A 26,986-nucleotide genomic window follows, 5' to 3' on the forward strand; every position below is an offset into this window, starting at 1 on the left:
ATATTAGTCCCGGCTCTTACTAAAATAGTAGAAGTAACCAAACCAATATGTAGTGATATTTCTCATCTGTTTTTCTATTCTTTTCTTTTTTTCGATCAGACTTGCAAGCAGGCCCTTTCTTTTATCATTTTGTCAAATGTACTAACAAAATTTTATTTGTCAATAGTTAATTTAAAAAAATATTTTTTTGTTGTGAATATGCGTTGCCGTGGCATTCAAAACTTTAGCTATTTCTGTTAACCATGGATGGCATTAAAGTAAGCAAAACTTGCTAATATGTCGTTTTCCGATACTCTGCAGTTGTAATCGCATTTGCCAATACTGCTTAGCAATGAAAACATAATTTGACCATTCTCATTTTTCTTATCACTCTGCATAAATTCCATCAAAGATGTATAACTCTCTTCCTTGATATAGTAAGCCGGGTAAAGCTTGCGGATGTAGTCAGTCACGTCATTCAAATCCTCTGCACTTAGCGTATTGTTTTTGTTGGATAAGAAAGCTTCGCAAATCATGCCTATAGCAATGGCTTCACCATGGGTTAAAGGTTTTTCATCATTAATAAGCGCATAAGTTTCTACAGCGTGACCAATCGTATGTCCAAAGTTTAGGATCTTTCTTAAGCCTTTCTCATGTGGATCTTCCGTAACTACTTCATTTTTTATCTCTACCGAACGGTAAATAGCTTGAGGAATGATATTCTGGTAGTCACTATTTTTTAGCTCATTGTAATAGTTGCGGTCTACAATTAAACCATGTTTAATCATTTCGGCAAAGCCCGATAGTAATTCTCTTTGTGGTAATGTTTTTAAAAAGGCGGTTTCAATAAAAACAGCCTGTGGCAGGGTAAAGGTTCCTACCATATTTTTAACATTGTCTACATCAATACCGGTTTTGCCACCTACGGAAGCATCAACTTGCGAGAGTAAGGTAGTAGGGATATTGATAAAGTCGATACCTCTTTTATAGGTAGAAGCGACAAAACCACCCATATCCGTAATTACGCCACCACCAAGGTTAATCATTAAGCATTTACGGTCTGCACCAAAATCAAGTAATGTTTTCCAGATGCCAATACAGAAATCTATATTCTTATTCTCTTCACCTGGATCAGTCTCTATCAGGTCAAAACCACTAAAGTCATCCAACATTTCTTGGAATAGAGGTAAACAAACTTCTGAAGTTGTACTGTCCGCAAACACAAATATTTTGCTGTATTTTTCTGATTCCAATACCTCTACTAAAGGCGCCAACTGTGTTTCGAAATGAATGGTATGGCCTGCGCTATCTAATTTGTTCATTAAACTACTGTTATTTTTTGTCCCATAAAATCAATCACATCGCCAACGCGAACTTTTAATCGTTTACGGTGGTCAACTTTTCCGTTGTACTTTACTAAACCATCTTCAACAACGGTCTGCGCTTCTCCGCCACTTTGAACCAGTCCTGTTGCTTTTAATAATTGAATAAGGGGAATAAATTCGCCTTCTAATTTGAATTTTATCATCGCAAGGCAAACTTACAATTAATTATAAAGTGTTTTACCACCAATAGCATGGGAATTTATACTTTTGCAGTCAAAATGACTAACTGACATTCGTAAATGGAACTATCCCCCAAGAAATCATTAAATTTTGATGATACTGAAATTGCTTTCCGCAATAAATCAAATAATGAATTAAATGCTGCCTACTGGTTGTTCAAACTGATTAGCAGTAACTTTTTAACAAAAGTTGGCCCGCCAATCACTAACTTTTTCCTTAACATAGGTTTACCAATTAAAGGTTTAATTAAAGCGACTATATTTAAACATTTCTGCGGTGGCGAAACTATTGCAGAGTGCGAGCATACAATCGAACAGCTTGCAGCTGGTCAGGTTGGAACCATTTTAGATTATTCTGTAGAAGGGGAGGATGAAGAAGCTGTTTTTGATTTTACCTGTGCCGAAATTATAAGAACCATTGAACGCGCTGCCGGGGACAAGCGTATTCCGATTACTGTATTTAAAGTTACGGGCATAGGCCGTTTTGGTTTGCTGGAGAAATTGGATGCCAAACAAGAATTGACAACTGCTGAACAGGCAGAATTTGAGAAGGTTAAACAACGCTGCGAGAAAATCTGCAGAATGGCCTATGATAAAAATGTACCCATCATGGTTGATGCTGAAGAAACCTGGATACAAGATACAATTGACGAATTGGCTATAGATATGATGCGTTTATTTAATCAAAAAAGCATCATCGTGTATAATACCTATCAAATGTACCGTCATGATAAACTGGCTGATATGAAAGCTGATCACTTGATTGCTAAAGCTTCGGGCTTTATTTTAGGTGTGAAAATGGTACGTGGTGCCTATATGGAGAAGGAACGCAAAAGGGCAGCGGAAATGGGTTACCCATCACCGATACAGCCTGATAAAGCAGCTTCTGACCGTGATTATGATGCTTCTTTAGATTATTGCATGGAGCATATTAATGATATCGCTATTGTTTGCGGAACACACAACGAAAATAGTTGTCGTGTTTTGGCTCAATTGCTGGATAAACATGGGGTAGCTCATAACCATCCGCATGTTTATTTTGCACAATTGTTAGGAATGAGCGATAATCTAAGTTTCAATTTGTCTGATGCAGGTTATAATGTAACCAAGTATGTTCCGTATGGCCCAATTGAAGCTGTTATGCCGTACTTATTTAGACGAGCGCAAGAGAATACTTCAGTTGCTGGACAAACGAGCAGAGAGCTTGGTTTAATCGTGAAAGAGAAACAACGCAGAAGGTTAAACTAAAAGTTTAATCATTATCATTAAAAAGGCCGTATCAAAATTCAAATTGATACGGCCTTTTCTATGAATTCTCCATCCCATTTTACAAGATGTGATGATCAATCAATACCTGCTCTAAATCTTTAGGATGTTTGGTCATTAGTAATGTATTTAGTCCCGCTAATTTGGCACCTTCAATATGCTGCGGACTGTCGTCTATAAATAAAGTCTCCGCAGGATCTAGTTTGTTCTCGCTAATTACCTGTTCAAATATTTCCACATTGGGTTTGCGCAAGAACATATGTTGAGAATAATAAGCCTTTTCAAACAGACTACTGTTATCGGGCATGTCAAACTCTCTTTTCAGGTAATCTACGATGTAGTTGTAATGGGTCTCGTTGTTATTACTCAATAAAAAAGTGCGGTATTTTTGTTTTACTTTAAGCAATACTTCATGGATTCCGGGAGGAACACCAATCAATAAACTGTTCCAGGCTGCATCAATTTCTTCGTCCGTTAGTTTACTATTTTCTGCAGCTTCACGTATTCCAGCTCTAAATTGGGCGGGGGTGATGGCTGCAGTCTCAAAATCATTAAAAAGATTGTGGTGACTTTTATGTGCGAAAAATTCTGTGCTGTTTGTGATACCTAGATGTAACAGAGCGTCTTGTGTTCTTTTAAAATCTATTTCGAAAATAACATTGCCGTAATCGAATATAATATTTTTAATTTTTTTCATAAAAGTGTTTCAAATTTGGATGTAAATATGTAACATTGCACTCGCAAAATCAAACAGATTTTCGCGGGCCATTAGCTCAGTTGGTTAGAGTAGAAGACTCATAATCTTTTGGTCGATGGTTCGAGCCCATCATGGCCCACACCTATTTAAAAGCCGTTTCTTGAAAATAGAAACGGCTTTTTTTGTTTCTAAAAGTAGGTTTTTAGCCTCCATCACTGGCTTTGGCAGTCGTCCACAAGTCAGGTTCAACAAGAATTTTTGTTTAACTGCGTGCAAAAAATGTAACGTAACTGTAACGTAACTATGAATCTAATCTTGGTTTCCGAAGAAAAGAATTTTATTGTCACTGATGAATCAGATCATTACGATGACCTTTATCCTGATAGATTGGTTAATGTAATTAAATTTATCAAGGATAATCTACACAATCAGATTACCTTACATCAGGTTGCAGATATTGCATGTATGACGGAACAACGTTTCTGTCGTTTCTTTAAAAAGAGGGTTAAGAAAAACTTTTCACAATTTTTAAATGAACTTAGGATTGCACATGCAAGAGAATTGTTAATCCAGACCGAAAAATCAGTTAATGACATTGCATATCTATGTGGATTTAAGTCAAGTCCTCATTTTTGTCATGTTTTTAAAGGATATGCTGGCGAAAGTCCGGTTCAATATAAACTATCTATGAAAAGAGCAGTTTAATAGGTAGGCATAAAAACCAATATCTCTGGAATTGTACTAAGTGACAGAATTTTTATAGATTTAAGCCGAACAAAACTTTATTTAGTTATAGATCCCTTGATTTGATATCCAGAATGTATGAAAATCTTTCAAATTATGAACTTTCTATTCTTTTAAAGAACGGAGATGAATTTGCTTATCTGGAAATTTACGATAGATATAAAGTATTGTTACTTAAACATGCTTATACTAAACTATCTGATAGGGATGAAGCAGATGACATTGTTCAGGAGCTCTTTATTCATTTGTGGGAAAGCAGATCTACCATAGAATTTACCACTAATTTATCTGGATACCTTTATACGGCAGTCCGTAACCGTATTTTCAATCACTTCGTAAAAAGAAAGAGAACGGAAAGTTATCTGGACTCTCTGGGCGCCTTTTTAAAGGAGGGCGACTATATTACTGAAATAACCATAAGAGAGCGAGAGCTTGCAGTATTAATTGAGCAGGAAGTAAATGCCTTGCCTCCAAGAATGCGCGAAGTATTTAATCTAAGCAGAAATTCAGGCTTGTCTCATAAAGAAATCTCAGAACAGCTTGGAACCTCTGAACAAACAATTTCAAAGCAGATTTCAAATACACTGAAATTATTACGGGCAAAAATGGAATCTATTTTAAATGTATTCATTTGATAATCAGTGATTAACTTGTTTTTCTAATTTATTTCCATTTTCCGATACCTGTTACACCCTTTCTTAATTGTCATATATTTAGAAAGCGTAAATTAGTTGATGGACAGTAAGGAACAAGAGTTATTAAAGAAATATTTAGAAGGTAAGAGCACGGAAACTGAAAATGCCCTCCTTGAATCCTGGTATTTAAAATACAAGGACCCAGGCGCTATGGAGGCATCTGAAGAAGAAATTAAAATCAGATATACAAAAATCGCAAAGGCTTTACCCGTTACTAAAAAGCCATTACAATCAAATTTAATGCTATGGAAAGGTTTGGCCGCGGCCTGTTTAGTGGCTTTTACATTAGGTGTGTACTTTTATTTTGGCAACAAACAGGTCGACATAGCTCCAGGTGGTAATAGAGCAATATTGCAAATTGCAAACGGAAAAAAGATAGATCTGAATAGTCAAAAGGATGGAATTATCAATGATGGAACAGGATTGAGTTATGAAGATGGTAGTCCGGTTGACGGTGTAGATAACAATGGTGCTGAAATTCAGGAACTGAACCTGAGTACGCCTAACGGGGGACAGTATCAGCTTACTTTATCAGACGGAACTAAAGTGTGGCTAAACGCTGCAAGTAGCATAACTTATCCAAGTAGGTTTGGAAATAAGAATCGCGTTGTAAAGGTGATAGGAGAAGCATATTTCGAGGTAGCCCATATTTCCTCAAGACCATTTGTAGTAGAGAGTAAAGGACAAACCCTGTTTGTATTGGGAACAGGTTTTAACATTGCCGCCTATCCAAATGACAGATTGATTAAAACAACACTGGTACATGGTAAAGTTAAAATCACCAACAATCTAGGCGATAAAAAAGGAACCATATTAAGTCCCGGTCAACAGTTACAGGTTTCAGCAAATGAAATTAAACTGATCAATGATGCAGACATTGAAGAAATTACGGCATGGAGAGATGGCTATTTTAAATTTAGTGAAAGTCTGGAAAGTATCATGAGTAAAATATCACGCTGGTATGATGTCGATATTATTTACCAGGGTAATTTTGACGGTAATCTTAAGTTTTTAGGAAAAGTTTCAAGAACAAAAAATCTATCTGCAATATTGGAAATCATAGAATCGGCAAGTAATGTTCATTTTAAAGTCGAAGGAAGGAGTGTGATAGTTATGAATTAAAAAATTACATAAACTAGAACACCATAAAAAAAACCGGAAGTGGTTCGAAGCACTCCCGGTAGAAAATTAAGGTGTATCTCCCGGTTTCAACAAAATCGGATAATAAATATAGGATAAACTAAACTTACAACCTCCTCCACTAATTTTAAAAATCAGTAATGGTTTGCAATACCTGTGGAGATAACCTAACTAAGCAAATGTATGAATTTAAATCGCCATTTAATGGCAATTATGTCCATCGTATTTTTAAATTTCGCGCTGTCAACCAAACCAACCCTGGCGCATTAATCGCTTTAGAAAAGTATAGTGCGTCATCGGTAAAACCATTACTTATGCGAATCACACTTATCTTCTTATTTGTCACGTTCACGTTGCTCAATGTTTCAGCGGGTCTGTTGCACGCACAGAAAATTTCACTTCACAAAGTGAACGTTCCACTTTATGAAGTGATCAATGAAATTAGGAATCAGACAGGTTATGATTTCTTTATGAATATGGATTTGTTGAAAAATGCAAAGCCAGTTACCATAAGTATGGATAATGAAACCCTGGAAACAGTATTGGCGAAATGTTTTGATAGTCAATCTTTAACCTACGAAATAAAGGATAACAAAACAGTAATTGTTAAGAGCCGCGAGATAGGTGTGATTGATAAGGTAATTGCATTATTTGAGATTAGAAGGACCAGTACCGCCCAACAGCAAATTGTTGCAAGAGGTCTCGTAACGGATTCATTAAATAAACCTATTGCAGGCGTTTCTGTCGCTGTTAAAGGTAAAAAGGCAACCGTATTTACCAAGGCTAACGGAACTTTTGAGATTATACTTCCCAAACCTGAATCGGTCTTAACATTCAGCTATATTGGAATGGAACCTCAGGATCATAGTATAAAGAACCCTGCTCAATTGATCAGAATTGTCTTGAAACCACAAGCACGTGATCTTGATAACGTTGTAATTACAGGGTATAGCAATATTAAAAAAGACAGCTTTACCGGAAACTCAATTAATGTTACTAAAGAACAACTTTTACAGGTTGGTAACCGTAACGTGGTGGATATACTCCAGGTATTTGATCCCTCTTTCAGGGTACAGATTAACAACTTAAGAGGATCAGATCCAAATACAATGCCCGAGTTTTATGTAAGAGGAAGATCTGGTATTGGAGTAAAAGAATTAGATAAAGGTGCCGACTTATCACAGGCCGCATTAACCAATAATCCGAATCTTCCGATTTTTATTATGGATGGATATGAGGTGTCTGCGCAAAGGGTTTATGATTTTGATATTAATCAGATAAAATCAATAACCATATTGAAAGATGCAGCTGCGACAGCTGTTTATGGATCAAGAGCTGCAAATGGCGTTATTGTTATTGAAACCGTGCCACCAATACCGGGTAAACTGCGGATCGGTTATAATTTTGTAGGTACTGTTACTGCACCAGATCTTTCTGATTATAATCTGATGAATGCAGCCCAAAAACTAGAGGCAGAGATTTTAGCAGGATCATACGTGATAAAAAGTAATCTTCCAGCTCAAAATGCACTTCTTTTAACAGATGAGCTGTTAAGAAAACAATCTCAGGTATTAAGGGGTGTAAATTCTGATTGGATCAGTCAGCCACTGACCAATGAATTTAATCAAAAACATACTTTAAATATTGATGGAGGTACAGATCAGGTTCGTTTTGGTGTTGCACTTAGAATGGATCAGCAAAATGGTGTAATGAAACAATCTGCCAGGAAACGTGCCGGAGCAGGACTGTCGCTGGAATACAGACTGAAAAATTTATCTGTTCGTAATGATATCAATTATGATGTGGTAGACTCTAAAAATTCACCTTATGGAAGTTTTGGCGATTACACCTGGAAAGCTCCCTATGATGAGATTTATGATGTTAATGCGGTAGTCCAGAAAAATACTTTTGGCTGGCACGGTGGAGCAACGGATATGTTAAATCTGATTAACCCATTATATGAGGCAAGAAATACACAGAATTACAGTATTGGCAATACAACAACAATGAGTAATAACCTGTCTCTAAACTGGACAGTTTTAGATGGATTGCAAATTAGAGGTACTTTATCTTTAACTAAAGCAGAAAACAGCAATGAGAACTTCATTGATCCGGCATCTGGAAGATATTATATTGATGGAAAGACTGATTATACCACAATCGGTAGTTTGGATTTGAGATCTGGAAGTTCATTGGGGATTAATGCCAATGCTTTTGCAAACTATGTGAAAAGTATAGATAATCACAATATCAACTTGTCACTAGGTGTAAATGCAATTGAAAATTCAGCCAAAAGCAATTCATCAAGATATACGGGTTTTGCTTCAGGCAGTCAGCATGCTCCTAACCTTGCCAGTAAAATTGCAGACAAGCCATTTTATGGTGAATCAAAATCAAGATTGTTTGGTACGTTTTTAACAATGAACTATTCATTCAAGGATATTTACCTTTTTGATGTTTCTACACGCCTTGATGGTTCCTCAGAATTTGGTTCGAAAAGTAAATTTGCTCCGTTCTGGTCATTGGGGGCAGGATTGAATTTGCATAAATACGATTTTGTAAAAGATATTCCTGTTATTAGCAGAGCTCGTATCACCGCAAACACCGGACAGTTAGGTAAGACTAATTTCCCTCCATTTGCAACCAAGGATAACTATTCAATCTCTAATAACTGGTATAGTACAGGGCCGGGTGTATCCTTATACTATATGGGAAATCCAACTTTAAGCTGGGAGAAAACAAGAACATTGGACGTTATATTTGATTTAGGATTGTTTAGGGATCGTTTAACATTTAATTTCAACTATTACACTAAAAACACGCAGGATCTTGTAACTGATATCAATTTGCCATTGTCGTCGGGTTTCCCTCAATATAAAGGGAATATTGGTGAAGTTGAAAATAAGGGTTACGAATTTAGATTACGTTATGATGTGATTCGTCAAAAGGATTTCACCTTAGCTGTTTATGGTAACTTTGCATCCAATACGAATAAGCTAACAGGCATTTCTAAAGCATTAAAAGCTTATAATGATTTGGTAGATAAAGAGTATGAAGGTTATAATCCCGCAACTGGTGCCAACTCCATACCTAAGCAAACTAAATATTCAACACCACATATTAAATATGTAGAGGGTGGTTCACTTACTTCATTGTTTGGAATGAAGTCATTGGGTATTAATCCAATGGACGGACAAGAGATATTTCTACGTAAAGATGGTACAATAACCACAGAATGGAATGCAGCAGATCAGGTAATTATTGGTGAGTTAAGTCCTAAAGGCCAAGGTGCATTTGGTATAAATGCAGGTTATAAAAACATAACATTATTTGCTTCATTTATGTACGAGTACGGACGTGATGAATACAATAGTACTTTACTTAATAAGGTAGAGAATGTGGATATCTATAACCGGAATGCGGACCTGAGGTTTTTAAATGACAGATGGAAACAGCCAGGAGATATCGCAAGCTTTAAAAATATAGCTGACATTGCCTGGACTACCCGTCCTACTTCCAGATTTATACAACGTGCTAATTCCATTTCACTTAATTCACTAAGTGTGGGTTATATGCTTGATCAAAAGGCACTGAAAAAATTAGGAAGAATTAACATGGCCCGTATTCAGGTAAATACCAATAATGTATTTAAAATATCTACTGTGAAACAAGAGAGAGGATTAGAGTATCCTTATGCCAGAACGTTTGACCTTTCATTGAATTTAGGATTTTAGAACAAACCAGTTATGAGAAAAAATATCAGATTAATAATATTTACCGCTTTTGTGATGACCGGATTATCGTCGTGTACAAAGTGGCTGGATATACAACCAACAGATCGGGTAAGTGATGAAACACTTTTTTCCGATTCTAAAGGATTTAGAACTGCTTTGAATGGGATTTATCAGCAGGTTGCGGTTCCTCAATTGTATGGGCGACAACTTACCTGGGGTATTAACAGTGCGATGGCTAATGATTATTATCCATTTAACTTGAATGATGAGCTTAAGAGTGCTTCAAATGCAGATCTGGCAAATAATAATATTAAAGGATCGTTAGCTGATATATGGAGAAAAGCATATACCGCAATTGCTAATTGCAATAAACTGCTTATTGAAATAGAGGGTAAGGATGATTCCTTTTTTCAGTTTGGCAGATCTGAAAAAAACCTCATTAAAGGTGAGGCACTGGCGCTGCGGGCACTCTTGCATTTTGATGTGGTACGTATTTTTTCTCCTGCTACCATCAGAAACAATGAACAACCGTTTGTGCCTTATCAGGAGTATTATCCAGCACATATAGCCGAAGCATTAACAACAAAAGAGATCATGGTAAAAATTATCAGAGATTTTGAGCTGGCTCAGGCACTTGTTGAAGAAAATGATCTTACTAAGAATTCGTTTTACCTGAGTGGAGGATTAGCATACACTTTGAATGGAATTTCTACACAGGATTTGGTGTTCTTTACCTTTCGGATGAACAGGTTAAACTATGTCGCTATCAATGCATTATTAGCCAGAGCTGCTATGTATTCAGGTGATTACGTTAAAGCTAAAAAAGCAGCATTTCTAGTGTATAATTTTGGACCGGATGGTAAGAGATGGTTCTCTTTTACTCCAGAATACCTTACTAATAGTGTTACAAGATCTCAAAAGTTACCGGAAGACTTATTACTGGCCTTTTACGATCCAAAACTAGTAACCAATATTAAGGATTATAGAGGAACTCTTACTTTTCAGCTTAATACAAACTATCAGACTTTCTTTCCTCCGGCAGAACGTGATTACCGCCGAAACATTATCAATACTACTGATAACGTTTCTTATAAATGGCTGGAATCTGTTTCTCAGGCGCCTCAAAACCTGATCATGCCAGTAGTGCGATTAAGCGAGGCCTATTACATTTATAGTGAGTGTTTATATAGAGAAGGAAATACGACCGATGCATTAATCTTTTTAAATAAAATACGTAGCGCCCGTGGAAAATCCAGTGCATTCCTGGATATCACTGAAAATGGATATTATGGTGAATTGTTAATGGAATACAGACGCGAGTATATGTCTGAAGGACAAACCATATTCGCACATAAACGCCTGAATAGGCGAATGGTACTTGGCAATCAAACGATAGAGGTGAACGACAGATTTACTGCTCCTGTTCCAGAAGACGAAAGATAATTTATTAATAATTCTGAATAAGTAAAATATTATGTACGCTATAAAAACAAAACTAATCTTAGGTGCAGTTGCATGTTTGATTGGGATTACTTCTTGTAAACGTAATGAGATCCAACCCTATAATGGAGATCGTTACCTACAGTTTGTTGATAAATATACAGATACCATTCCTGTTTCATTTTTCCTGTATCCTAATAAGAATGAGTTTCAGATTAAGTTACCGGTAAAGATGGTTGGAATTAAGACAACCGAGAATTTATCGTTCTCAATTAATGTAGATGCCAAAGCTACTACTGCTTTTCCCTCATTATTTAACTTAGATTTAAAGGGGACTTTTAAAAAAGGCCAGGCACGTGATACCATTATTGTTAATGTATTTAGACAGGCTGATTTAAAAGGCAAGGAAACTTTTTTGGTTTTGGATCTAGTTGCAAACGACAATTTTAAACTTGGAGAAGTAATTAATCGAAGACGGGTATTGCGGATTACCGATAAGATTTCAAAACCTGTATGGTGGGATGCTACCATGACAAGTACCTATCTGGGTACCTATTCTGATAAAAAATTCAGAACATTTGTTGAGGTAACAGGAGAAGGAGATCTCGAGATTTTTAGCACAGAAAAGAGAAGGGATCTGATGTTGGAGTTTAAATACTATTTAATCAGGATGAAAGATCTTGGAACCCCAATATTAGAAGAAAATGGTAGTGATATGCTGGGCTCAGTTCCTTTAATTGGTTAGTCTAAATTTATAATTAAACATTATTAAAATGAAAACAAAATTCATATTTACGGCTATCATACTTGGTTTCTACACTTTGTTTATTAGTTCGTGTATAAAAGATAAAGGCAATTATGATTTCGCACCAGCAGATGCTGCTTCTGTAAAGTTTAAGGACCAGACTATAATTGGGTTTGTTGGTGACACTATTAGGTGTCTACCCGTAAGAACATTTAAAGACAAAAATGATTCTATTTACTTTGATCATGCCTGGTATATCGCCGGTAAACTTTATTCCAATACCCCAGACTTTAAATATTACGCCAGCGAATTAACCGGGTTAGCTGTAAAGTATTATATGACGGATAGGAGAAATGGATTGACCTATACTACTCCAACCTCCTTAGGGGTAAGTGTCTCATCTCCATTTAGAACCGGATGGTTGGTTTTGTATGAAGAAGCCAATGGTAACTCTGAACTAGCTCATATTACTTATAATGGTGCTACCGATAAGTTTACTGATTATACCGGAATGTACCAGAAATCGAATAATGAACCTATGGGGAGTAAACCCTATAAAATTTTTCCCTATAACATGAGGGGTACCGGTGGGATATTTGTGGTCCAACGCGGGGGACAGGGTTCATTGGATGTAGGGGGTAATGATTTTAAGAAAAAGCTTGTTGCTTCTAAATCTTTTACGCGTGAAGTACCAAATCCTTTTGAGCCTGTAGATTTAGCTTTCTTTAATTCAACCGATTTACTGGTTAACGGTAACGGCGACACTTATGGCAGATTTTTTAATGGCGCTGCTGTTTTTACCATTCCATGGATGAGTGCTCCGCTAAGTGTAGAAAAAGGAATGAAAATAACAGATATCTGGGATTCATGGTATAAGTCTTCTAACGTTGCGCTCATGTATGATCAACTAAATAAAAGAATGCTTTTTGCTGATGGTTCTTTGTTTTATCCAGGTGGAGGTATTGTAATCAAGCCAATGCCATTACCTAAAAATGGTTATCCTGGAGATTATACTTCCTTACAGAATTTAGGTGATTGGCAATATTTATGGGGAAGTTCCTTTATTGATAATTACGGTAATGTAATTGGTGGTATGCTCATCAAAAGTCCGACAGACCATAGATTGTACTTTCAGAACTTTGATTTTAAAACCAATGGGCCAGATTTAACCCCTATAAAAAGAATACCATTCTTAGGATCTGATCTTGTGGATAATAAGAGTATCTATTTAGCAATTAGAAATAGAAACTATCTTTTCTTTACTGGAGCCGGTGGCAAAGATCTATACTATTTTGACGTAGAAACTGGTATGACGATGGCGAAATACCAAACATTTACTGATGAAATTACGACCGTAGAAATGGATTTTGATTCCAGAACCATTGCTGTTGGTTTGGGAAATGGAACATTGATCATCTATGATATTAGTGATCCCGTATTGCGCTCAGGACAAAGTAGAGAACTGCACAGATTAACAGGTTTGGGCAAAGTGGTTCATGCTAAATATAAAAGCTTTGATAAAATATAATTATAAATAAAATACGTTAGGTAAAATTAAACACATGAAAGAACCAATTATTAAAGTCACTAATCTTTCCCACCGCTACAACGCACAGTGGGCAATTAAGGACATCAATTTTGAATTTCAAGAAAAGGGGATTTACGGTTTGCTAGGCGCTAATGGCGCCGGCAAATCAACCCTTATGAACATCATTTGCGGGGTATTGAACCAAAGTGAAGGAGATGTTTTCATCAATGGAATCAACCTAAGGGAACAACCTGTTGTTGCTAAAAAACACATTGGTTTTTTACCACAGCAACCTCCTTTACAGCTGGAATTAACCATTAAGGAATATCTTCAGTATTGTGCCGGCTTACGACTGATGCCAGAAAACACCATTAAAGCTGCAGTTGAAGAGGTGATGGAAAAATGTCAGATTAGTCATTTCGCAGGACGGATCATCAAAAATCTTTCAGGAGGTTATCAGCAAAGGGTCGGAATTGCCCAGTCGATTATTCATAAACCAGATTTTATTGTTCTGGATGAGCCTACAAATGGTTTGGACCCGAATCAGATCCTCGAAGTAAGATCTTTGATTAAGGATATTGCTACAGAACGTACTGTTTTACTTTCTACACATATTTTACAGGAAGTACAGGCCTTGTGCGACGATATATGGATGATCAATGAAGGCCAGATTATCTTCTCTGGATCATTAGATGAATTTGATAATTATATTATGCCAAGTACGTTTACGGCTACACTTTTGGCCAGTCCGCCGGAAGCAGAGCTATTGAACATTCCTGGTATCCAGGCAGTAGAAATCATTGGTCATACAAAGTATCGTTTACAGTTTGACAATGACAAAGAAATCATAGAGAAATTTATAAAGATTTGTGTTGACAAAGACTGGCGACTTATGGAAGTAGCCCTGGAAAAAGGCTCACTAAATACTGTCTTTGCAGAATTATCGAAGAAAAAGGTCCAATCAAATTAATAAGCGAATAAAATACTCTAATGAAAGTAATATATAAAATTGCAAAGGCCGAATTACAGGTCCTTTTTTATTCACCTGTGGCATGGCTGGTGTTGGTCATTTTTATGTTCCAATCTGCTCTCCTATACACAGATATCTTTACCAATTTAGTTCGTGCCCAGGCAATGGGTAGGGAACTACAAAGTGCTACCTTAGGAATCTTCTCTGGACTTAACGGATTCTATCCATCCATCAGTAAGTACCTGTTTCTATATGTGCCATTACTTACCATGGGGGTAATGAGTAGAGAGTACAATCACGGTTCAATTAAACTGTTATTGTCTTCTCCAATAACAAGCGCACAGGTTATTTTGGGTAAGTACCTCTCTTTGATGATCTATGGGCTTGCATTAACTGCAATTACCGCAATATTTGCAATTTTTACGATTAGTACCGTAAACATGGTCGATACGCCGGTAGTGCTTGCTGGTTTATTGGGGATTTATTTACTGATCTGTGCTTATGCAGCTATAGGGCTTTTTATGTCCTCAATTACATCCTATACCGTAGTTTCGGCTATGGGAACTTTAGCCATTCTTGCTTTTCTTGGCTATGTAAGTGGTGTAGCTCAGGAAATTACATTAGTGCGCGACATTACCTACTGGTTGTCTATTTCTGGAAGAACAGAGACTTTTTTCTCGGGGACATTAACCGTCGAGGATATGCTATATTTTATTATAGTAGTTGGTCTTTTCTTAGGATTTGCCATCCTTAGACTCGAATTGAGTAAACAGAAGAACAGCTTTGTAAAAGCAGCAAGCAAATATGTATTTGTTTTTTTACTCGCAGCCATTGTAGGTTATGTAAGTACCATTCCTAAAATGATGGTCGTATTTGACGTAACCAGAAATAAGACAAATACTTTATCTATAGCCACTCAGGACGTCGTAAAAAGGTTGGGTAATAGCAAACTGACTATTTCCACCTTTACCAATATGCTTGGTCAGGATAGCTATCTGGCGTTACCAATTGGCCAAAAGGTAGACATTGACCGTTTTAAAAGATATCTACGGTTTAAACCAGATATCACCTTAAATTATTACTACTATTACCATAAAACCAATAATCCGTTTCTTGATAAAAGATACCCAGATCTTCCGGATAAACAACGTTATGATTCATTAAAGAGAGTGTACGACTGGAAGTTTACTGCTGGTCCATTGGAAAGTCTGGAAAAGAAGGCTGACCTGGAATCAGAAGATTTTCAATTCGTAAGATTATTGGAATCTGATAATGGTAAGAAAACATTTTTAAGGGTTTATGATGATATGATGCGCTATCCATCTGAAGCTGAAATTACCGCTGCCATCAAAAGAATGACTATGGATCTTCCGGTTGTTGGTTTCTTGAACGGCCATGGAGAACGCAGTAGCAATTCTGAGAATGATCGTGGTTACAAAAAATTTGCACAGGACAAAAGATTCCGTTATGCATTGATTAACCAGGGTTTTGATTTTAAAGATGTAACCTTAGATAAGGATATTCCTGCAGGCATTAGGATCCTCATTGTTGCAGAACCTAGAAAACCACTAAGTGCCGAAGAACTGGGCCATTTACAACAGTATATTAACAGGGGAGGAAACCTGATCCTTTCAGGCGAACCTGGACAGATTGCAAATGTAAATCCAATTGCAGACCTTCTTGGTGTAAAATTCCTGCCAGGTATATTGGTTCATCCACTTCCTGATTTTACTCCAGATTTAATGATGATGACGCCTACACCAGAGGCACGTGAATTCTCTTACTATCTTGAACGCCAGGGGAAAAACAATCTGCCGCTTACTATGCCGGGTGCTGCTGCACTGGAGTATAATACAGATAAAGGATTTAATGTAATTCCATTGTTCCGTACCGACTCTGCCAGCTGGACTGAATTGGAAACGACCAATTTTATTGATGATTCTGTAAGATACAATCCTAAAATAGGTGAAATACAGAAAAGTCATCCTACAGTGCTGGCTTTATCAAGAAAAGTAAATGGTAAAGAACAAAAGATTATGGTTACAGGTGATTCAGATTGGTTAAGTAATGGAGAATTGGGTATGAGCCGAGCAAGGGTTATGTCAAGTAATTACTCCTTGATCAATGCCGCATTTGACTGGCTTTCTGATGGTGAAGTTCCTATCGATACCAGAAGAGATCCATCTTTAGATACCTCTCTAAGTATAGGTGAAGATGCCTGGGCTGTCTTTGTTTATGTCTTTAAATGGGGATTACCGATTATACTTATTATTGCCAGTTTAATTATTTGGATACGCCGTAGAGGTAAATAACCAGCATAATGAATTTTATAACAGATAAACAGACCTTAGATGATCTTAACATATTTGGAAAACGCTCCGGCAAATCCATTTATGAACTGTTTAACCGAACCGCCACTCGTGGTGGTTCGGATATTTTAGAACAGTTTTTTCTTTATCCATTGGCTGATATTGAAGACATTAATCAGCGCAGCCAAATCATCCAGTATTTTAATTCCATAGCTGCTGTATTTCCTTTTAGAACAGATCATTTTGATACAGCAGAACAGTATCTGAGTAACACGGATAGCAGAAGTATGCTGGCGCAGGAAGAAAATACACTAGGTAGAAAGTTCAATAATCTAATTGGCGCAGATGCTGAGTATAAAGTTCTGTTTAATGGTGTATGTGCTGTCATAGAAATTATAGATAGCGCACGTAGGTTTTTGAATGAAGTTAATACCTCAACATTAGAAAACCCTTATCAAAAAGATCTGGAGCAGATGCTGGAAATAGTTGAACAACCTGCGTTAAGCAGCCTGTTTAACATAAAGGCAATTGCTAAATTAACTTTTGCTGAAACTGCTGCGTACGATAAGTTACTTAGGTATGAACATCGTGACAGCATAAAAAAGCTGTTGTATTTTATTTATAAACTTGATGTTTATATTACTGTAGCCAATGTTGCCAAAGATAAAGGCTTTGTATTTCCTAAAGCCTTAAGTAAAGAAGAGCATGTAATCAATATGGATGATGTTTATCATCCATCATTGGCGAAAGGCATTCCCAATACCTTACACATTTCTCCGGACCATAATATCATTTTTCTTACCGGTGCCAATATGGCGGGTAAGTCGACCTTTATGAAATCGTTGGGGATCGCCTTGTACCTGGCACATATGGGATTTCCAGTCGCAGCATCAAAAATGGAATTCTCTGTTCGAGACGGGATTTATACCACCATTAATCTGCCGGATAATCTAAATATGGGTTATAGCCATTTTTATGCAGAAGTACTGCGGGTAAAATTGGTTGCCGAACAATTAAGACAGTCGAAAAACCTGTTTGTTATTTTTGATGAACTCTTTAGGGGAACAAATGTTAAAGATGCATACGATGCCACGGTAGCTTTAACATCGGCATTTGCCCAAAAAAGGAATTGTGCATTTATTGTCTCTACACATATTCTTGAAGCCGGTGAAACATTGATGCCAGAATTTGATAACATCAATTTTTGTTATCTTCCAAGTGATATTGTTGAGGGTAGGCCTATGTATAGCTACAAACTGCAACAGGGAATTTCGGCCGATAGGCATGGAATGGTGATTATTGATAACGAGGATATCATTGGTATTTTACGGAATAGGAAAAACCAGACCAGTACTTCATTAGGCTTTGTTACAGATAAGCAGACAATGGACGACCTGAATATATTGGGTAAGTATAAAAACAATTCCGTTTACAGTATTTTTAATAAAGTGATTACCGTAGGAGGAGAGAAACTATTGGATAACATGTTCCAGCATCCCCTTATAGATGATGTGAAGATCAATGAACGGAGTAAACGTTTTGCATACTTTGGTGACAGAGAGTTTAAATTTCCTTTTAATGCTGAGCAGGTTACGGAGATGCAGAACTACCTTAGCATGTCTGGCACTGGAAGCTTTTTTGGAATGTACACCAGTACTTTCCGCAAAAAATGGTTGGATTATCTTGGCTTACCTACCGAATACAACTTAGTAAAAACAGGGCTCTATGCTACAATAAAAGTATTAAAAGAGCTAAAAGCTTTTATAAATGCGATAGAAGTACAAGATCCTAAAAATCTGTACCAGGAAGAGATCAATGCTGCTAATAAGGTATTTGCTGATAAAAGAATTGTACTGCTGCTGAATGAGGACGAAAAGCAACCGATAAGCATTTTTAAAGTAGCTAAATACTGCCATCTTTTGAAAAATGTGTTGTGGCAGGAAATGAAAACCGTTGAAGATATGATCTATAAATTTGACGTAGCCATCGCCATTTCTACGGTTGCCAAACAAAGAGGTTTTTCTTATGCTAAAGCTTTGCCGGGAACATCTAATACCGTTCGTATAGAAGATTTATCTCATCCAGGTATAAGGAAAGCTGTGCATAACTCCCTGTATATTAATCAGGAGCATAATATCATGTTCTTAACAGGGGCAAATATGGCAGGAAAGTCAACCTTTATGAAGTCTTTCGGAATCTCTCAATACCTGGCTCACATGGGCTTTCCGGTACCAGCCAGGGAACTGGAGTTTTCCGTTAAAGACGGAATTTATACCTCCATAAACGTTCCGGATAACTTAAATATGGGGTACAGTCATTATTATGCAGAAGTACTAAGGGTTAAAAAGATTGCACTGGAAGTAAGTGAATCGAAAAACCTAATTGTAATTTTTGATGAGTTATTTAAAGGTACCAATGTTAAAGATGCTTATGATGCTACACTCTCCGTTACAGAGGCTTTTGGCGAAAATAGGAATTGTTCATTTATTATCTCAACTCATATTATTGAAGTTGGTGAAGAACTTAAAAGGTGTAAAAATCTGCAGTTTAAGTATCTACCAACCATAATGAACGGGGTAGTGCCAACATATACCTATAAACTTCAAACTGGAATTACAACCGATAGACACGGAATGATGATCATTGAAAATGAGAAAATACTTGACATCATATTAAGCAACGCTGAACTCAGCTTATAATAAAAGAGCCTATTGGAAATGCTTAAAAGCATTACAATAGGCTCTTTTGCTATCTAATATATTTTAATTGTATACGAAGTTACCTTTATCGCTATTTATCGTTACTTGTTTTTGAGTAGAAGATTCAACACGACCAATGATCTGCGCATCGATATTGAAGCTCTTGGAAATGGCGATGATATCTTCTGCAATTTCAGCAGGAACATATAATTCCATTCTGTGGCCCATATTAAAGACTTTATACATTTCTTTCCAATCTGTGCCTGATTGCTCTTGAATCAATTGGAACAAAGGAGGAACAGGGAACATATTGTCTTTAATGATGTGAACATTGTCGTTTACAAAATGAAGCACTTTAGTCTGTGCACCACCACTACAGTGTACAATACCGTGAATCTGCTTTCTATGGCTTTCTAAAACCTTTTTAATTACCGGTGCGTAAGTCCTTGTTGGAGAAAGAACCAGTTTGCCAGCAGTGATTGTTGTATTCTCGTCAATCAGGACCTCATCTGGGTTAAACTACTTAACCACATGTTTACAAAACAATGAAGACTTTAAGTTGATGTATAGCTCTGCTAGCATACTGAACAAGGTTAGCCCTGCAACCCTAAAATCGGCTGCGCAAAAATAACTGAGTGGAAAAAATTACATGCGATTAGTATTGATGCCTCAAAACAAGATTAAATAGAACAACTCTAATAATAATAAAATTTAGGCAGGTGTAATAGTGTCTCTGGATGGAACCCTATCACCATTGGTTAATAGTAGTGCGTTGGAATGGCCCGGTTAATACGGGCTATTCTTTTTAACTACGTTAAGGTGCTGTCGGATCATTAATGAGCTAATGAATTTTGCCTTAAATTCATTATTAATGAACAATTTGTATTTTTATAGATATTTACGGAAATAAATTCATCAATAGTTTGTATTTAAAGAAAGTAAAAAACTATATGAAAAATATAGTAAAACTTGGTTAGTCTGAGGTTGAAGCTGCACCACTTATATAATTACAAATGAAAAATAAACGTTTTCTTAATGAAAATTTAATTAAACCTCTCCAACATAAGAGGAACAAGGAATTAACAAAAAGACTATTTCTTGATGCTGCATTAGAAATTGTGCGAAGCGAGGGGTTTAAAAAATTAGGAGTAAATAAGGTCGCATATGCGGCAGGTCGCAGCAAGAGGGTGTTATACGATTATTTCGGTGGTATGGAGGGATTAATAAAGGAACTGCTAAAAGAGACGGATCATTGGTTGTCATACGAAGAGAATATGGAAGAAACTATAAAGATGCACAAAAGTGATCACGGAAGGGAGCTGGCGTCACTTGCCATGAAAAAGCACTTTCATCAAATGTATTCTAATCCGTTACTAAAGGAATTAGGCTTATTAGAACTTAGCGATGAACAAAATTTTATGAGTGAATTAGCAGAAAGACGTGAAAGATTAGCAGATCAACTCTTTTCAATATCTGAAGATTATTTCAAGAACAGCGATGTACATTTTCGAAGCCTTTGTGCACTTCTAGCTGGGGGAATTAATTATCTTATACTCCATTCAAAAACAAGAAGAAGTCCCTATTGTGGTGTTGATATAAATGATTTTCAGGATCAGAAAAGGCTGATGAGAACAATAGAACTAATTACCAATTCAGCTTATGAATTTGCAAAAGAGAATAACTAGCTAGTTAAACGATCTATATCTTTCAGTTCTTTTACAAGTGCCAATGGTTTTCATGGTATAGGTTTTTACTATTGAATGATGCAGATGCTTTCGATAGTCGAAGAAAGCTTTACCATTGGCTAGTTTTCATTTTTTATTACGGTTTTAGTATAGTTATTAAAACCTGTAGAAGATATTACTCCTACAGGTTTTAATTCCTTACGGAACTAGATAGCAAAGAAGAATTTGTACTCACGTTAATAAATTGCTATTGGATTGACATTTACCTGAGTCGATCCGATATATAAGGGTTGTCCAAGGACAAAAAGGAACTGCCAAATTTTGTCACGAACCAGTGGTCGGGAATCGATCAATTCGAGGTTATAAATGCCACGCTTGGCCAGCATAAACTGATTAACAGGAAATTCCTCTCCAGTTGGATTCGGATAAATTTCTGAAGCCCAGGTGTCGCCACCAAAAGCCACAATCTGCTGATCTGCAAGCCACTTGGCAGCATCCATACCAATTCCCGGTTCTACCTCAAGGAACTGCTTATTGTCCTTTCCAATCAGTTCTAGCCAGCCCGTATTGAACAAGACTACATCACCTTTGCGCAGCGTGATGCCCTGTTTCTTCAATACGGCCTGAATATCTGCTATAGTAAATTCAGTATCCCCTGGAACAATGGCTTTACCATAATGGGCTGTCATATCAAGTACAACACCTCGTGTAACCATAGGTGGAACTTTTTCGATCCCAAGTTTTTTCACACCTTCAACAGTAACAAAATCCGCCGCCTTGTTTCCATTGTAATAAACATTATTGATGCCGATATGGCCAATACCGTTGAGTTGGGTACCTACACCTGTCCAGCCATTAACCAATTCATCATTGAAGGTGAATTTATTTGGCCCGGTGGTATTACCTGCCTGCTCACCTGGTTGAATATTATACAGATTAAAACTACGGTGACGGAATGCAGGTAGGTTCTTATCTATCGGTACAGCCAACGGAAGGGTCTTTCCTAGCTTAACCAACTTCATAGCCTGTAAAACCACGTCTGAAGTCAGCAGATTGGCAGCACCGATTTCGTCACTTGCCCCGTAAGATGAGGGATACCAGTCAGCTTTTGCAGAAACGGATTCTTTTTGGTTTTGGGCTGATACCGGCACTATGCCGCCTAATACGAACCCGGCAGCCACTACTGCCTTAGTCAATTGTTTTGTTTTCATTGCTTATAAGTTTAAAAGATGTTCTTTAATAAAAGTCAATTCATCTGCGTTAATATCAACATTGATTGCCTGCGCATTTGAAATTGCCTGCTCTGCGTTTCTTGCTCCTGCCAGCACAATGGTGATCCCAGGCTGTAGCGTCGTCCAGCGCAGCACCAATTGGGCTAGGCTCACATTTTTATATTCTGCTAATGGCGCGATGCTGTTCAAAAATGCTTTTACCTTTTTCGGATCAAATTGGTCGAAATAGCCATTCCGGTGATCCTCTGTTTTTAAAGTTGCTTCTTTAAAATATTTACCGGTCAACAGGCCTCTTTCCAAAGGGCTGTAAGCAATCAAACCAATGTTATTTTCGATGGCATATGGAACTACACCTACTTCGATGCCACGGTTCAGCATACTGTAAGGAATTTGATTTGATGCAAGAGAGATTGATTGCTCTGCCTCTTTCAATTGGGCGAGGTCATAGTTGCAAACACCTGCGGCAAGAATTTTACCTTGTTTGATCAGTTCTTCCAAAGCATCCATGGTTTCAGCAATCGGAGTGCTTGCATCGGGCCAATGTATTTGTAGCAGGTCGATGTAATCTGTACCCAATCTTTTTAAGCTTTCTTCCACTTCTTTGATTATATTCTTTTTAGAGCCATACCTGTAAACAGGGATGCTTTTCGCCTCGGTTCCGGCGTCAAAAAAGAAGTCGCCTTTACCCTGATTACTGCCATCCCACACCAGCCCGAATTTAGTCAGTAACTGTATGTTTGTGCGGTCTTTTCCTTTGATGGCCTCGCCAATAAGTTCTTCACTTAAACCCAAACCGTAAAAAGGTGCGGTGTCCAAACTTGTCACTCCATTATCGAGTGAGGCATGAATAGCACTAATAGAATCCTTTTTTTCGTTACCACCCCACATGCTGCCGCCAATAGCAAACGCACCATAGGTGATAGCCGACAACTTTAAATCTGTTTTTCCTAATTTTCTATATTCCATTGTTATAAATATTTATTGCTTTTTATTTTTGATAATGTGGCCAGTTAAGATACCCTTGCATGGTAAGTCCATAATGAAATTCCCTGGTTGGCTGCGTTAAAGGGCAGTTGTTTTTCAGGCGGTCGACAAGGTCAGGATTAGAAATAAAAGGCTCTCCAAATGCTGCTATATCGATTGTTCCCTGGTTGATAAGTTCCTCAGCCTTTTTCTTATCCATGCCGCCTGCTAAAATGATCACACCATTATACCAGTTCCGAAAGCGTTCTAAAAAACCATCAGGCAAGGCAAAACTTCCCCTTGATTGCTGATCCATAATGTGGATGTAAGCTATATTTCTTGCCGATAATTCCTTCGCCAGATATTCGTAGGTAGCTTCGATCTCCTCGTATTGGGGCATTTCGTGCAGGCCGCCATAAGGAGTCAGGCGTATCGACACTTTATCTGCTCCTATGGCATCAATACAGGCATCAATGCATTCTAATAAAAAGCGGCTGCGGTTTTCTATACTACCGCCGTAAATATCACCGCGGTCATTGGTATAGGGGTTTAAGAACTGTTCAATCAGGTATCCGTTGGCTCCATGCAGCTCCACGCCATCAAAGCCGGCAGATATGGCATTACGTGCGGCACCAGCAAAATCTTTAACAACGTCCTTAACCTCATCGGCTGATAGCGCTCGTGGTCTGGAGCAGGTCACAAAACCTTCTTTTCCATTTTCATCGTAACCCCATGCTTTAGAGTTTGCTGCCTGTATGTCAGAAGCACCAACGGGATCCTGTCCGCCAGGCTGATTGGAGGTATGTGATACCCTTCCAACATGCCAAAGCTGTGTGAATATCCTGGCCCTATCGGCATGAACGGCTTCCGTTACGGGTTGCCAGCCTAAAACCTGTTCCTGCGTGTAAAGACCCGGAACATGTAGCACCCCTTTTGAAGTTGCTGAAATTGCCGTGCCCTCTGTGATGATCAATCCGGCACCCGAACGTTCAGCATAATAGTTTACATTGAAAGCTTTAGGCACCCCGTCTTCATTTCTTGCCCTGGTCATCGGTGCCATTGCAATTCTATTTTTCAACTGAAGATGCCCAAGGGCAGCCGGCTCAAAAATGTCTGTGTAAAACGGATAGTCGGTGTAACCTTCTGCACCACCACCGAAGAATTTTTCCCGTTTGGGTTCGTTAAGTGGTAGGTTATATTTAAGCCGGTCGGGAAGATCTGGATTGGCAATAAAGGAACGGCCAAAACCTATAAGGTCTGCCCATCCGTTTTCCAGTGCTTCCTCAGCACGCTGTGCAGTATATTTACCGGAATAGATCAGGGTGCCTTTAAATTCCTGCCGGTAAGCTTCTTTGAAAGAAAGTGACATAACCGGTGCATTATCCCAATCGGCCTCTGCAATGTGTATATAGGAGATATCTAGTGCGTCCAGGATTTTTGCAGCGGCAATGTAGGTTTCCTCGGGGTGATCATCCATGGCACCCATTAATGTGGTCAATGGTGCCTGGCGTACTCCAACCTTATCAGGGCCAATTGCATCAGCAACCGCAGTAGTTACTTCTTTCAGAAAACGCAGCCGATTTTCCAGCGTACCGCCGTATTCATCCTTGCGGTGATTGGTTTGAGAATCTATGAATTGTTCAATAAGATACCCATTGGCTCCGTGCAACTCAACACCATCGAAACCAGCCTCAACTGCATTTCGGGCAGCATTTGCGTAGTCTTCTATAATCTGATGGATCTCCACAACGGTTAGTTCGCGCGGGATAGAATGCTGAACCATTTCTCCTATCCCTGAAGATGCATCACCGCCGTCTTTCGCCAGGAATACTTTAACTCCTTCCGCAACAATTGTTGAAGGAGATACTGGCGCCTGGCCGTTTGCCTGCAGGGAGATGTGTGACACCCGGCCAACATGCCAGAGCTGGGCAAATATTTTTCCGTTATTGGCATGAACTGCCGCCGTAACTTTTTTCCATCCTGCAATCTGTTCTTTAGTGTAGATACCTGGTGTCCAGGCATATCCCTGACCTTGACGGCTGATTTGTGTGCCCTCAGTGATGATTAGTCCGGCAGAAGCTCTTTGAGCATAATATTCCGCCATTAGTGCGGTTGCGACCTCGCCGGTATCTGCCCTTGATCGTGTCATTGGTGGCATCACAATCCTATTCTTTAGGTGGATACCCTTTAATTCATATGGTTGAAAAAGCATAATAAATTGTTTTTGTTAGCTGATATAAATTACCTTTATTTTGATGTATCGTTAAAATTCCAGGTATCTTGATTAATGATAGGTTTTCAATACTGTTGAACCGACGGCTATTGACGCTTCAATATTGCTTGTCTTTCTGTAAGCTTTCAACACAAAAGCAAGTAAAAGCCCAAGCAAAGCCATTCCCGCGCCAACCCATTCCGGAGCGACGTAGCTGTAGCCCATGGCCAAGGGAATACCAGCAAGGTAAGCACCTAAAGCATTGCCCACATTCATAGCTGCCGGACTGATAGAGGAACCGAGCATCTCGGCCTTTCTGGCCGATTGCATCATCATGATTTGAACCGGTGCTACAATTGCAAAAGCAATTGCACCAATAATGAATGTCATGATAATTACCCAAATTTGGTTATGGGATACAAAGGCTAACAAAATTAATGCAACCGCCATTGACCCCAGTAAAATGATCGTAGCAGGAAGTGGCGTATATTTGTCAGACAGCTTTCCACCCATTAGGTTTCCAAACGCCATACCCAGGCCTGCTACAACCATCAGATAGGACACACTGGCTCCACTAAAATGGGCTTGCTCAGTAAATAATGGCGCGATGTAACTATACCAGGCAAAAAGCCCACCTGTTCCAATAATTGCGATCGAGAGAATCAATAGAAGATCCGGTTGCTTAAAAATGGCAAAGTCCTTTCTGATATTTCCTGCCAGTGTCGCTTTAAATTCAGGTAGCCAATACCGTATACCAATGATAGTGAGTAATCCTATCAGTCCTACTATTTCAAAGGTAATTCGCCAGTTGAATACATGCCCTATAAATGTACCTGCTGGTACACCCACTATATTGGCGACAGTTAGCCCCGTAAACATAAAGGCAATCGCCTGTGCGGTCTTCCCTTTTTCTGCCATCCGCCCAGCTACCACCGCACCGAAACCAAAAAAAGCACCATGTGGTATTCCTGATATGAAACGCAGTAATAACATGGATTTATAACCAACAGCAAATGCAGATAAAGCATTTGCTGTCATGATCCAGGAAGCAAGTATAATCAGCGCTGTCTTTGGGGGGTTGCTTTGAAGTATAATGGTCAGCAAAGGAGCTCCTATAACTACACCCAAGGCATAAGCTGATATCAGGTGACCAGCCTCGGGTATAGAGATATCAAGGGACTGTGCCATATCCGGCAGAATGCCCATCATTACAAACTCAGTCATACCTAACGCAAATGCACCTATGGCAAGAGCAAAAAGACCTTTTTTCATAATTTCTATATAAAGGGGTTTATTTTAAATTTTTATTATTCAGCAAAATTACGCCGTTATCTTATCAAATTGTAATAATAGAAATCATACATTAGTATCATAATTATAATGC

Annotated in this window: 19 protein-coding genes, 1 tRNA gene and 1 pseudogene; 13 read left to right on the top strand and 8 right to left on the bottom strand. The window is 38.1% G+C overall.

Annotated elements, in window-relative coordinates; translation table 11 throughout:
- Positions 1 to 236: 236 nt before the first annotated feature.
- Together aroB and EZ444_RS16895 are read right to left on the bottom strand one after the other, a co-directional pair.
- Positions 237 to 1,301 carry a 3-dehydroquinate synthase gene (gene aroB / locus EZ444_RS16890; protein WP_131610328.1) on the bottom strand — a complete coding sequence of 355 codons (1,065 nt, stop codon included), beginning with the start codon at positions 1,299 to 1,301 and terminating at the stop codon, positions 237 to 239.
- A complete protein-coding gene (locus EZ444_RS16895) occupies positions 1,301 to 1,507 on the bottom strand; it encodes an RNA-binding S4 domain-containing protein (RefSeq protein WP_131610329.1) in 207 nt (68 codons plus the stop codon). The genes aroB and EZ444_RS16895 overlap by 1 nt, the downstream gene beginning before the upstream one ends.
- Positions 1,508 to 1,603: 96 nt before the next feature.
- Between EZ444_RS16895 and EZ444_RS16900 the strand changes: the two genes are divergently transcribed.
- The gene (locus EZ444_RS16900; RefSeq protein WP_131610330.1) at positions 1,604 to 2,791 is read left to right on the top strand and encodes a proline dehydrogenase family protein; all 1,188 of its coding nucleotides are present in this window, start codon (positions 1,604 to 1,606) and stop codon (positions 2,789 to 2,791) included.
- 79 nt (positions 2,792 to 2,870) lie between these two features.
- Here EZ444_RS16900 and EZ444_RS16905 read toward each other — a convergent pair whose 3' ends face one another.
- Complete coding sequence (locus tag EZ444_RS16905) at positions 2,871 to 3,506, bottom strand: HAD family hydrolase (RefSeq protein WP_131610331.1); 636 nt, start codon at positions 3,504 to 3,506, stop codon at positions 2,871 to 2,873.
- A gap of 65 nt (positions 3,507 to 3,571) precedes the next feature.
- Between EZ444_RS16905 and EZ444_RS16910 the strand changes: the two genes are divergently transcribed.
- From EZ444_RS16910 to EZ444_RS27670, 11 genes are all read left to right on the top strand, one after another.
- Positions 3,572 to 3,645, top strand: a tRNA-Ile gene (locus tag EZ444_RS16910).
- Positions 3,646 to 3,809: 164 nt separating this feature from the next.
- Complete coding sequence (locus tag EZ444_RS16915) at positions 3,810 to 4,211, top strand: helix-turn-helix transcriptional regulator (protein WP_131610332.1); 402 nt, start codon at positions 3,810 to 3,812, stop codon at positions 4,209 to 4,211.
- Positions 4,212 to 4,324: 113 nt separating this feature from the next.
- Entirely contained in the window at positions 4,325 to 4,885 is a 561-nt protein-coding gene (locus tag EZ444_RS16920) for an RNA polymerase sigma factor (protein ID WP_131610333.1), read from the top strand.
- Positions 4,886 to 4,984: 99 nt separating this feature from the next.
- The gene (locus EZ444_RS16925) at positions 4,985 to 6,067 is read left to right on the top strand and encodes a FecR family protein (RefSeq protein WP_131610334.1); all 1,083 of its coding nucleotides are present in this window, start codon (positions 4,985 to 4,987) and stop codon (positions 6,065 to 6,067) included.
- Positions 6,068 to 6,264: 197 nt separating this feature from the next.
- Complete coding sequence (locus EZ444_RS16930; RefSeq protein WP_165503641.1) at positions 6,265 to 9,819, top strand: SusC/RagA family TonB-linked outer membrane protein; 3,555 nt, start codon at positions 6,265 to 6,267, stop codon at positions 9,817 to 9,819.
- A 12-nt stretch (positions 9,820 to 9,831) separates the two neighbouring features.
- Entirely contained in the window at positions 9,832 to 11,262 is a 1,431-nt protein-coding gene (locus EZ444_RS16935; protein WP_131610336.1) for a RagB/SusD family nutrient uptake outer membrane protein, read from the top strand.
- Between the two features lie 31 nt (positions 11,263 to 11,293).
- Positions 11,294 to 12,004 (top strand): DUF4843 domain-containing protein, encoded by a 711-nt coding sequence (locus EZ444_RS16940; RefSeq protein WP_131610337.1) that lies wholly within the window; start codon positions 11,294 to 11,296, stop codon positions 12,002 to 12,004.
- 28 nt (positions 12,005 to 12,032) lie between these two features.
- The gene (locus EZ444_RS16945) at positions 12,033 to 13,532 is read left to right on the top strand and encodes a PKD-like family lipoprotein (RefSeq protein ID WP_131610338.1); all 1,500 of its coding nucleotides are present in this window, start codon (positions 12,033 to 12,035) and stop codon (positions 13,530 to 13,532) included.
- Between the two features lie 34 nt (positions 13,533 to 13,566).
- Complete coding sequence (locus tag EZ444_RS16950) at positions 13,567 to 14,502, top strand: ABC transporter ATP-binding protein (protein ID WP_131610339.1); 936 nt, start codon at positions 13,567 to 13,569, stop codon at positions 14,500 to 14,502.
- 20 nt (positions 14,503 to 14,522) lie between these two features.
- Positions 14,523 to 16,814 (top strand): Gldg family protein, encoded by a 2,292-nt coding sequence (locus EZ444_RS16955; RefSeq protein ID WP_131610340.1) that lies wholly within the window; start codon positions 14,523 to 14,525, stop codon positions 16,812 to 16,814.
- Positions 16,815 to 16,822: 8 nt separating this feature from the next.
- On the top strand, positions 16,823 to 19,510 hold the full coding sequence (locus tag EZ444_RS27670) for a MutS-related protein (protein WP_225874755.1): 2,688 nt from the start codon (positions 16,823 to 16,825) through the stop codon (positions 19,508 to 19,510).
- A 63-nt stretch (positions 19,511 to 19,573) separates the two neighbouring features.
- Here the strand turns inward: EZ444_RS27670 and EZ444_RS16965 are convergent.
- Positions 19,574 to 20,020, bottom strand: a pseudogene (locus EZ444_RS16965) (AIR synthase-related protein); the annotation flags it as partial.
- Positions 20,021 to 20,523: 503 nt separating this feature from the next.
- On the opposite strand from EZ444_RS16965, the gene EZ444_RS16970 reads away from it, so the two are divergent.
- The gene (locus tag EZ444_RS16970; protein WP_131610341.1) at positions 20,524 to 21,195 is read left to right on the top strand and encodes a TetR/AcrR family transcriptional regulator; all 672 of its coding nucleotides are present in this window, start codon (positions 20,524 to 20,526) and stop codon (positions 21,193 to 21,195) included.
- A gap of 236 nt (positions 21,196 to 21,431) precedes the next feature.
- On the opposite strand, the gene EZ444_RS16975 is transcribed toward EZ444_RS16970, so the two are convergent.
- The 4 genes from EZ444_RS16975 to EZ444_RS16990 all read right to left on the bottom strand — a co-directional run bounded on the left by EZ444_RS16975 (position 21,432) and on the right by EZ444_RS16990 (position 26,874).
- Positions 21,432 to 22,406, bottom strand: coding sequence for a cyclase family protein (locus tag EZ444_RS16975; RefSeq protein ID WP_131610342.1), 975 nt, complete (start codon positions 22,404 to 22,406; stop codon positions 21,432 to 21,434).
- A 3-nt stretch (positions 22,407 to 22,409) separates the two neighbouring features.
- Positions 22,410 to 23,393 (bottom strand): aldo/keto reductase, encoded by a 984-nt coding sequence (locus EZ444_RS16980; RefSeq protein ID WP_131610343.1) that lies wholly within the window; start codon positions 23,391 to 23,393, stop codon positions 22,410 to 22,412.
- A gap of 22 nt (positions 23,394 to 23,415) precedes the next feature.
- The gene (locus EZ444_RS27675; protein WP_131610344.1) at positions 23,416 to 25,602 is read right to left on the bottom strand and encodes an alkene reductase; all 2,187 of its coding nucleotides are present in this window, start codon (positions 25,600 to 25,602) and stop codon (positions 23,416 to 23,418) included.
- Between the two features lie 72 nt (positions 25,603 to 25,674).
- Positions 25,675 to 26,874, bottom strand: a complete 1,200-nt coding sequence (locus tag EZ444_RS16990) for an MFS transporter (protein ID WP_131610345.1) — start codon at positions 26,872 to 26,874, stop codon at positions 25,675 to 25,677.
- Between the last annotated feature and the right edge of the window lie 112 nt (positions 26,875 to 26,986).

The sequence above is a fragment of the Pedobacter hiemivivus genome (assembly GCF_004331685.1).
In the GTDB taxonomy this organism is placed as follows: Bacteria; Bacteroidota; Bacteroidia; order Sphingobacteriales; family Sphingobacteriaceae; genus Pedobacter; species Pedobacter hiemivivus.

Excerpts from the sequence above, each read along its gene's own strand:
- aroB (WP_131610328.1), bottom strand. The coding sequence starts at position 1,301 with ATGAACAAATTAGATAGCGCAGGCCATACCATTCATTTCGAAACACAG.
- EZ444_RS16895 (WP_131610329.1), bottom strand. The coding sequence starts at position 1,507 with ATGATAAAATTCAAATTAGAAGGCGAATTTATTCCCCTTATTCAATTA.
- EZ444_RS16900 (WP_131610330.1), top strand. The coding sequence starts at position 1,604 with ATGGAACTATCCCCCAAGAAATCATTAAATTTTGATGATACTGAAATT.
- EZ444_RS16905 (WP_131610331.1), bottom strand. The coding sequence starts at position 3,506 with ATGAAAAAAATTAAAAATATTATATTCGATTACGGCAATGTTATTTTC.
- EZ444_RS16915 (WP_131610332.1), top strand. The coding sequence starts at position 3,810 with ATGAATCTAATCTTGGTTTCCGAAGAAAAGAATTTTATTGTCACTGAT.
- EZ444_RS16920 (WP_131610333.1), top strand. The coding sequence starts at position 4,325 with ATGTATGAAAATCTTTCAAATTATGAACTTTCTATTCTTTTAAAGAAC.
- EZ444_RS16925 (WP_131610334.1), top strand. The coding sequence starts at position 4,985 with ATGGACAGTAAGGAACAAGAGTTATTAAAGAAATATTTAGAAGGTAAG.
- EZ444_RS16930 (WP_165503641.1), top strand. The coding sequence starts at position 6,265 with ATGTATGAATTTAAATCGCCATTTAATGGCAATTATGTCCATCGTATT.
- EZ444_RS16935 (WP_131610336.1), top strand. The coding sequence starts at position 9,832 with ATGAGAAAAAATATCAGATTAATAATATTTACCGCTTTTGTGATGACC.
- EZ444_RS16940 (WP_131610337.1), top strand. The coding sequence starts at position 11,294 with ATGTACGCTATAAAAACAAAACTAATCTTAGGTGCAGTTGCATGTTTG.
- EZ444_RS16945 (WP_131610338.1), top strand. The coding sequence starts at position 12,033 with ATGAAAACAAAATTCATATTTACGGCTATCATACTTGGTTTCTACACT.
- EZ444_RS16950 (WP_131610339.1), top strand. The coding sequence starts at position 13,567 with ATGAAAGAACCAATTATTAAAGTCACTAATCTTTCCCACCGCTACAAC.
- EZ444_RS16955 (WP_131610340.1), top strand. The coding sequence starts at position 14,523 with ATGAAAGTAATATATAAAATTGCAAAGGCCGAATTACAGGTCCTTTTT.
- EZ444_RS27670 (WP_225874755.1), top strand. The coding sequence starts at position 16,823 with ATGAATTTTATAACAGATAAACAGACCTTAGATGATCTTAACATATTT.
- EZ444_RS16970 (WP_131610341.1), top strand. The coding sequence starts at position 20,524 with ATGAAAAATAAACGTTTTCTTAATGAAAATTTAATTAAACCTCTCCAA.
- EZ444_RS16975 (WP_131610342.1), bottom strand. The coding sequence starts at position 22,406 with ATGAAAACAAAACAATTGACTAAGGCAGTAGTGGCTGCCGGGTTCGTA.
- EZ444_RS16980 (WP_131610343.1), bottom strand. The coding sequence starts at position 23,393 with ATGGAATATAGAAAATTAGGAAAAACAGATTTAAAGTTGTCGGCTATC.
- EZ444_RS27675 (WP_131610344.1), bottom strand. The coding sequence starts at position 25,602 with ATGCTTTTTCAACCATATGAATTAAAGGGTATCCACCTAAAGAATAGG.
- EZ444_RS16990 (WP_131610345.1), bottom strand. The coding sequence starts at position 26,874 with ATGAAAAAAGGTCTTTTTGCTCTTGCCATAGGTGCATTTGCGTTAGGT.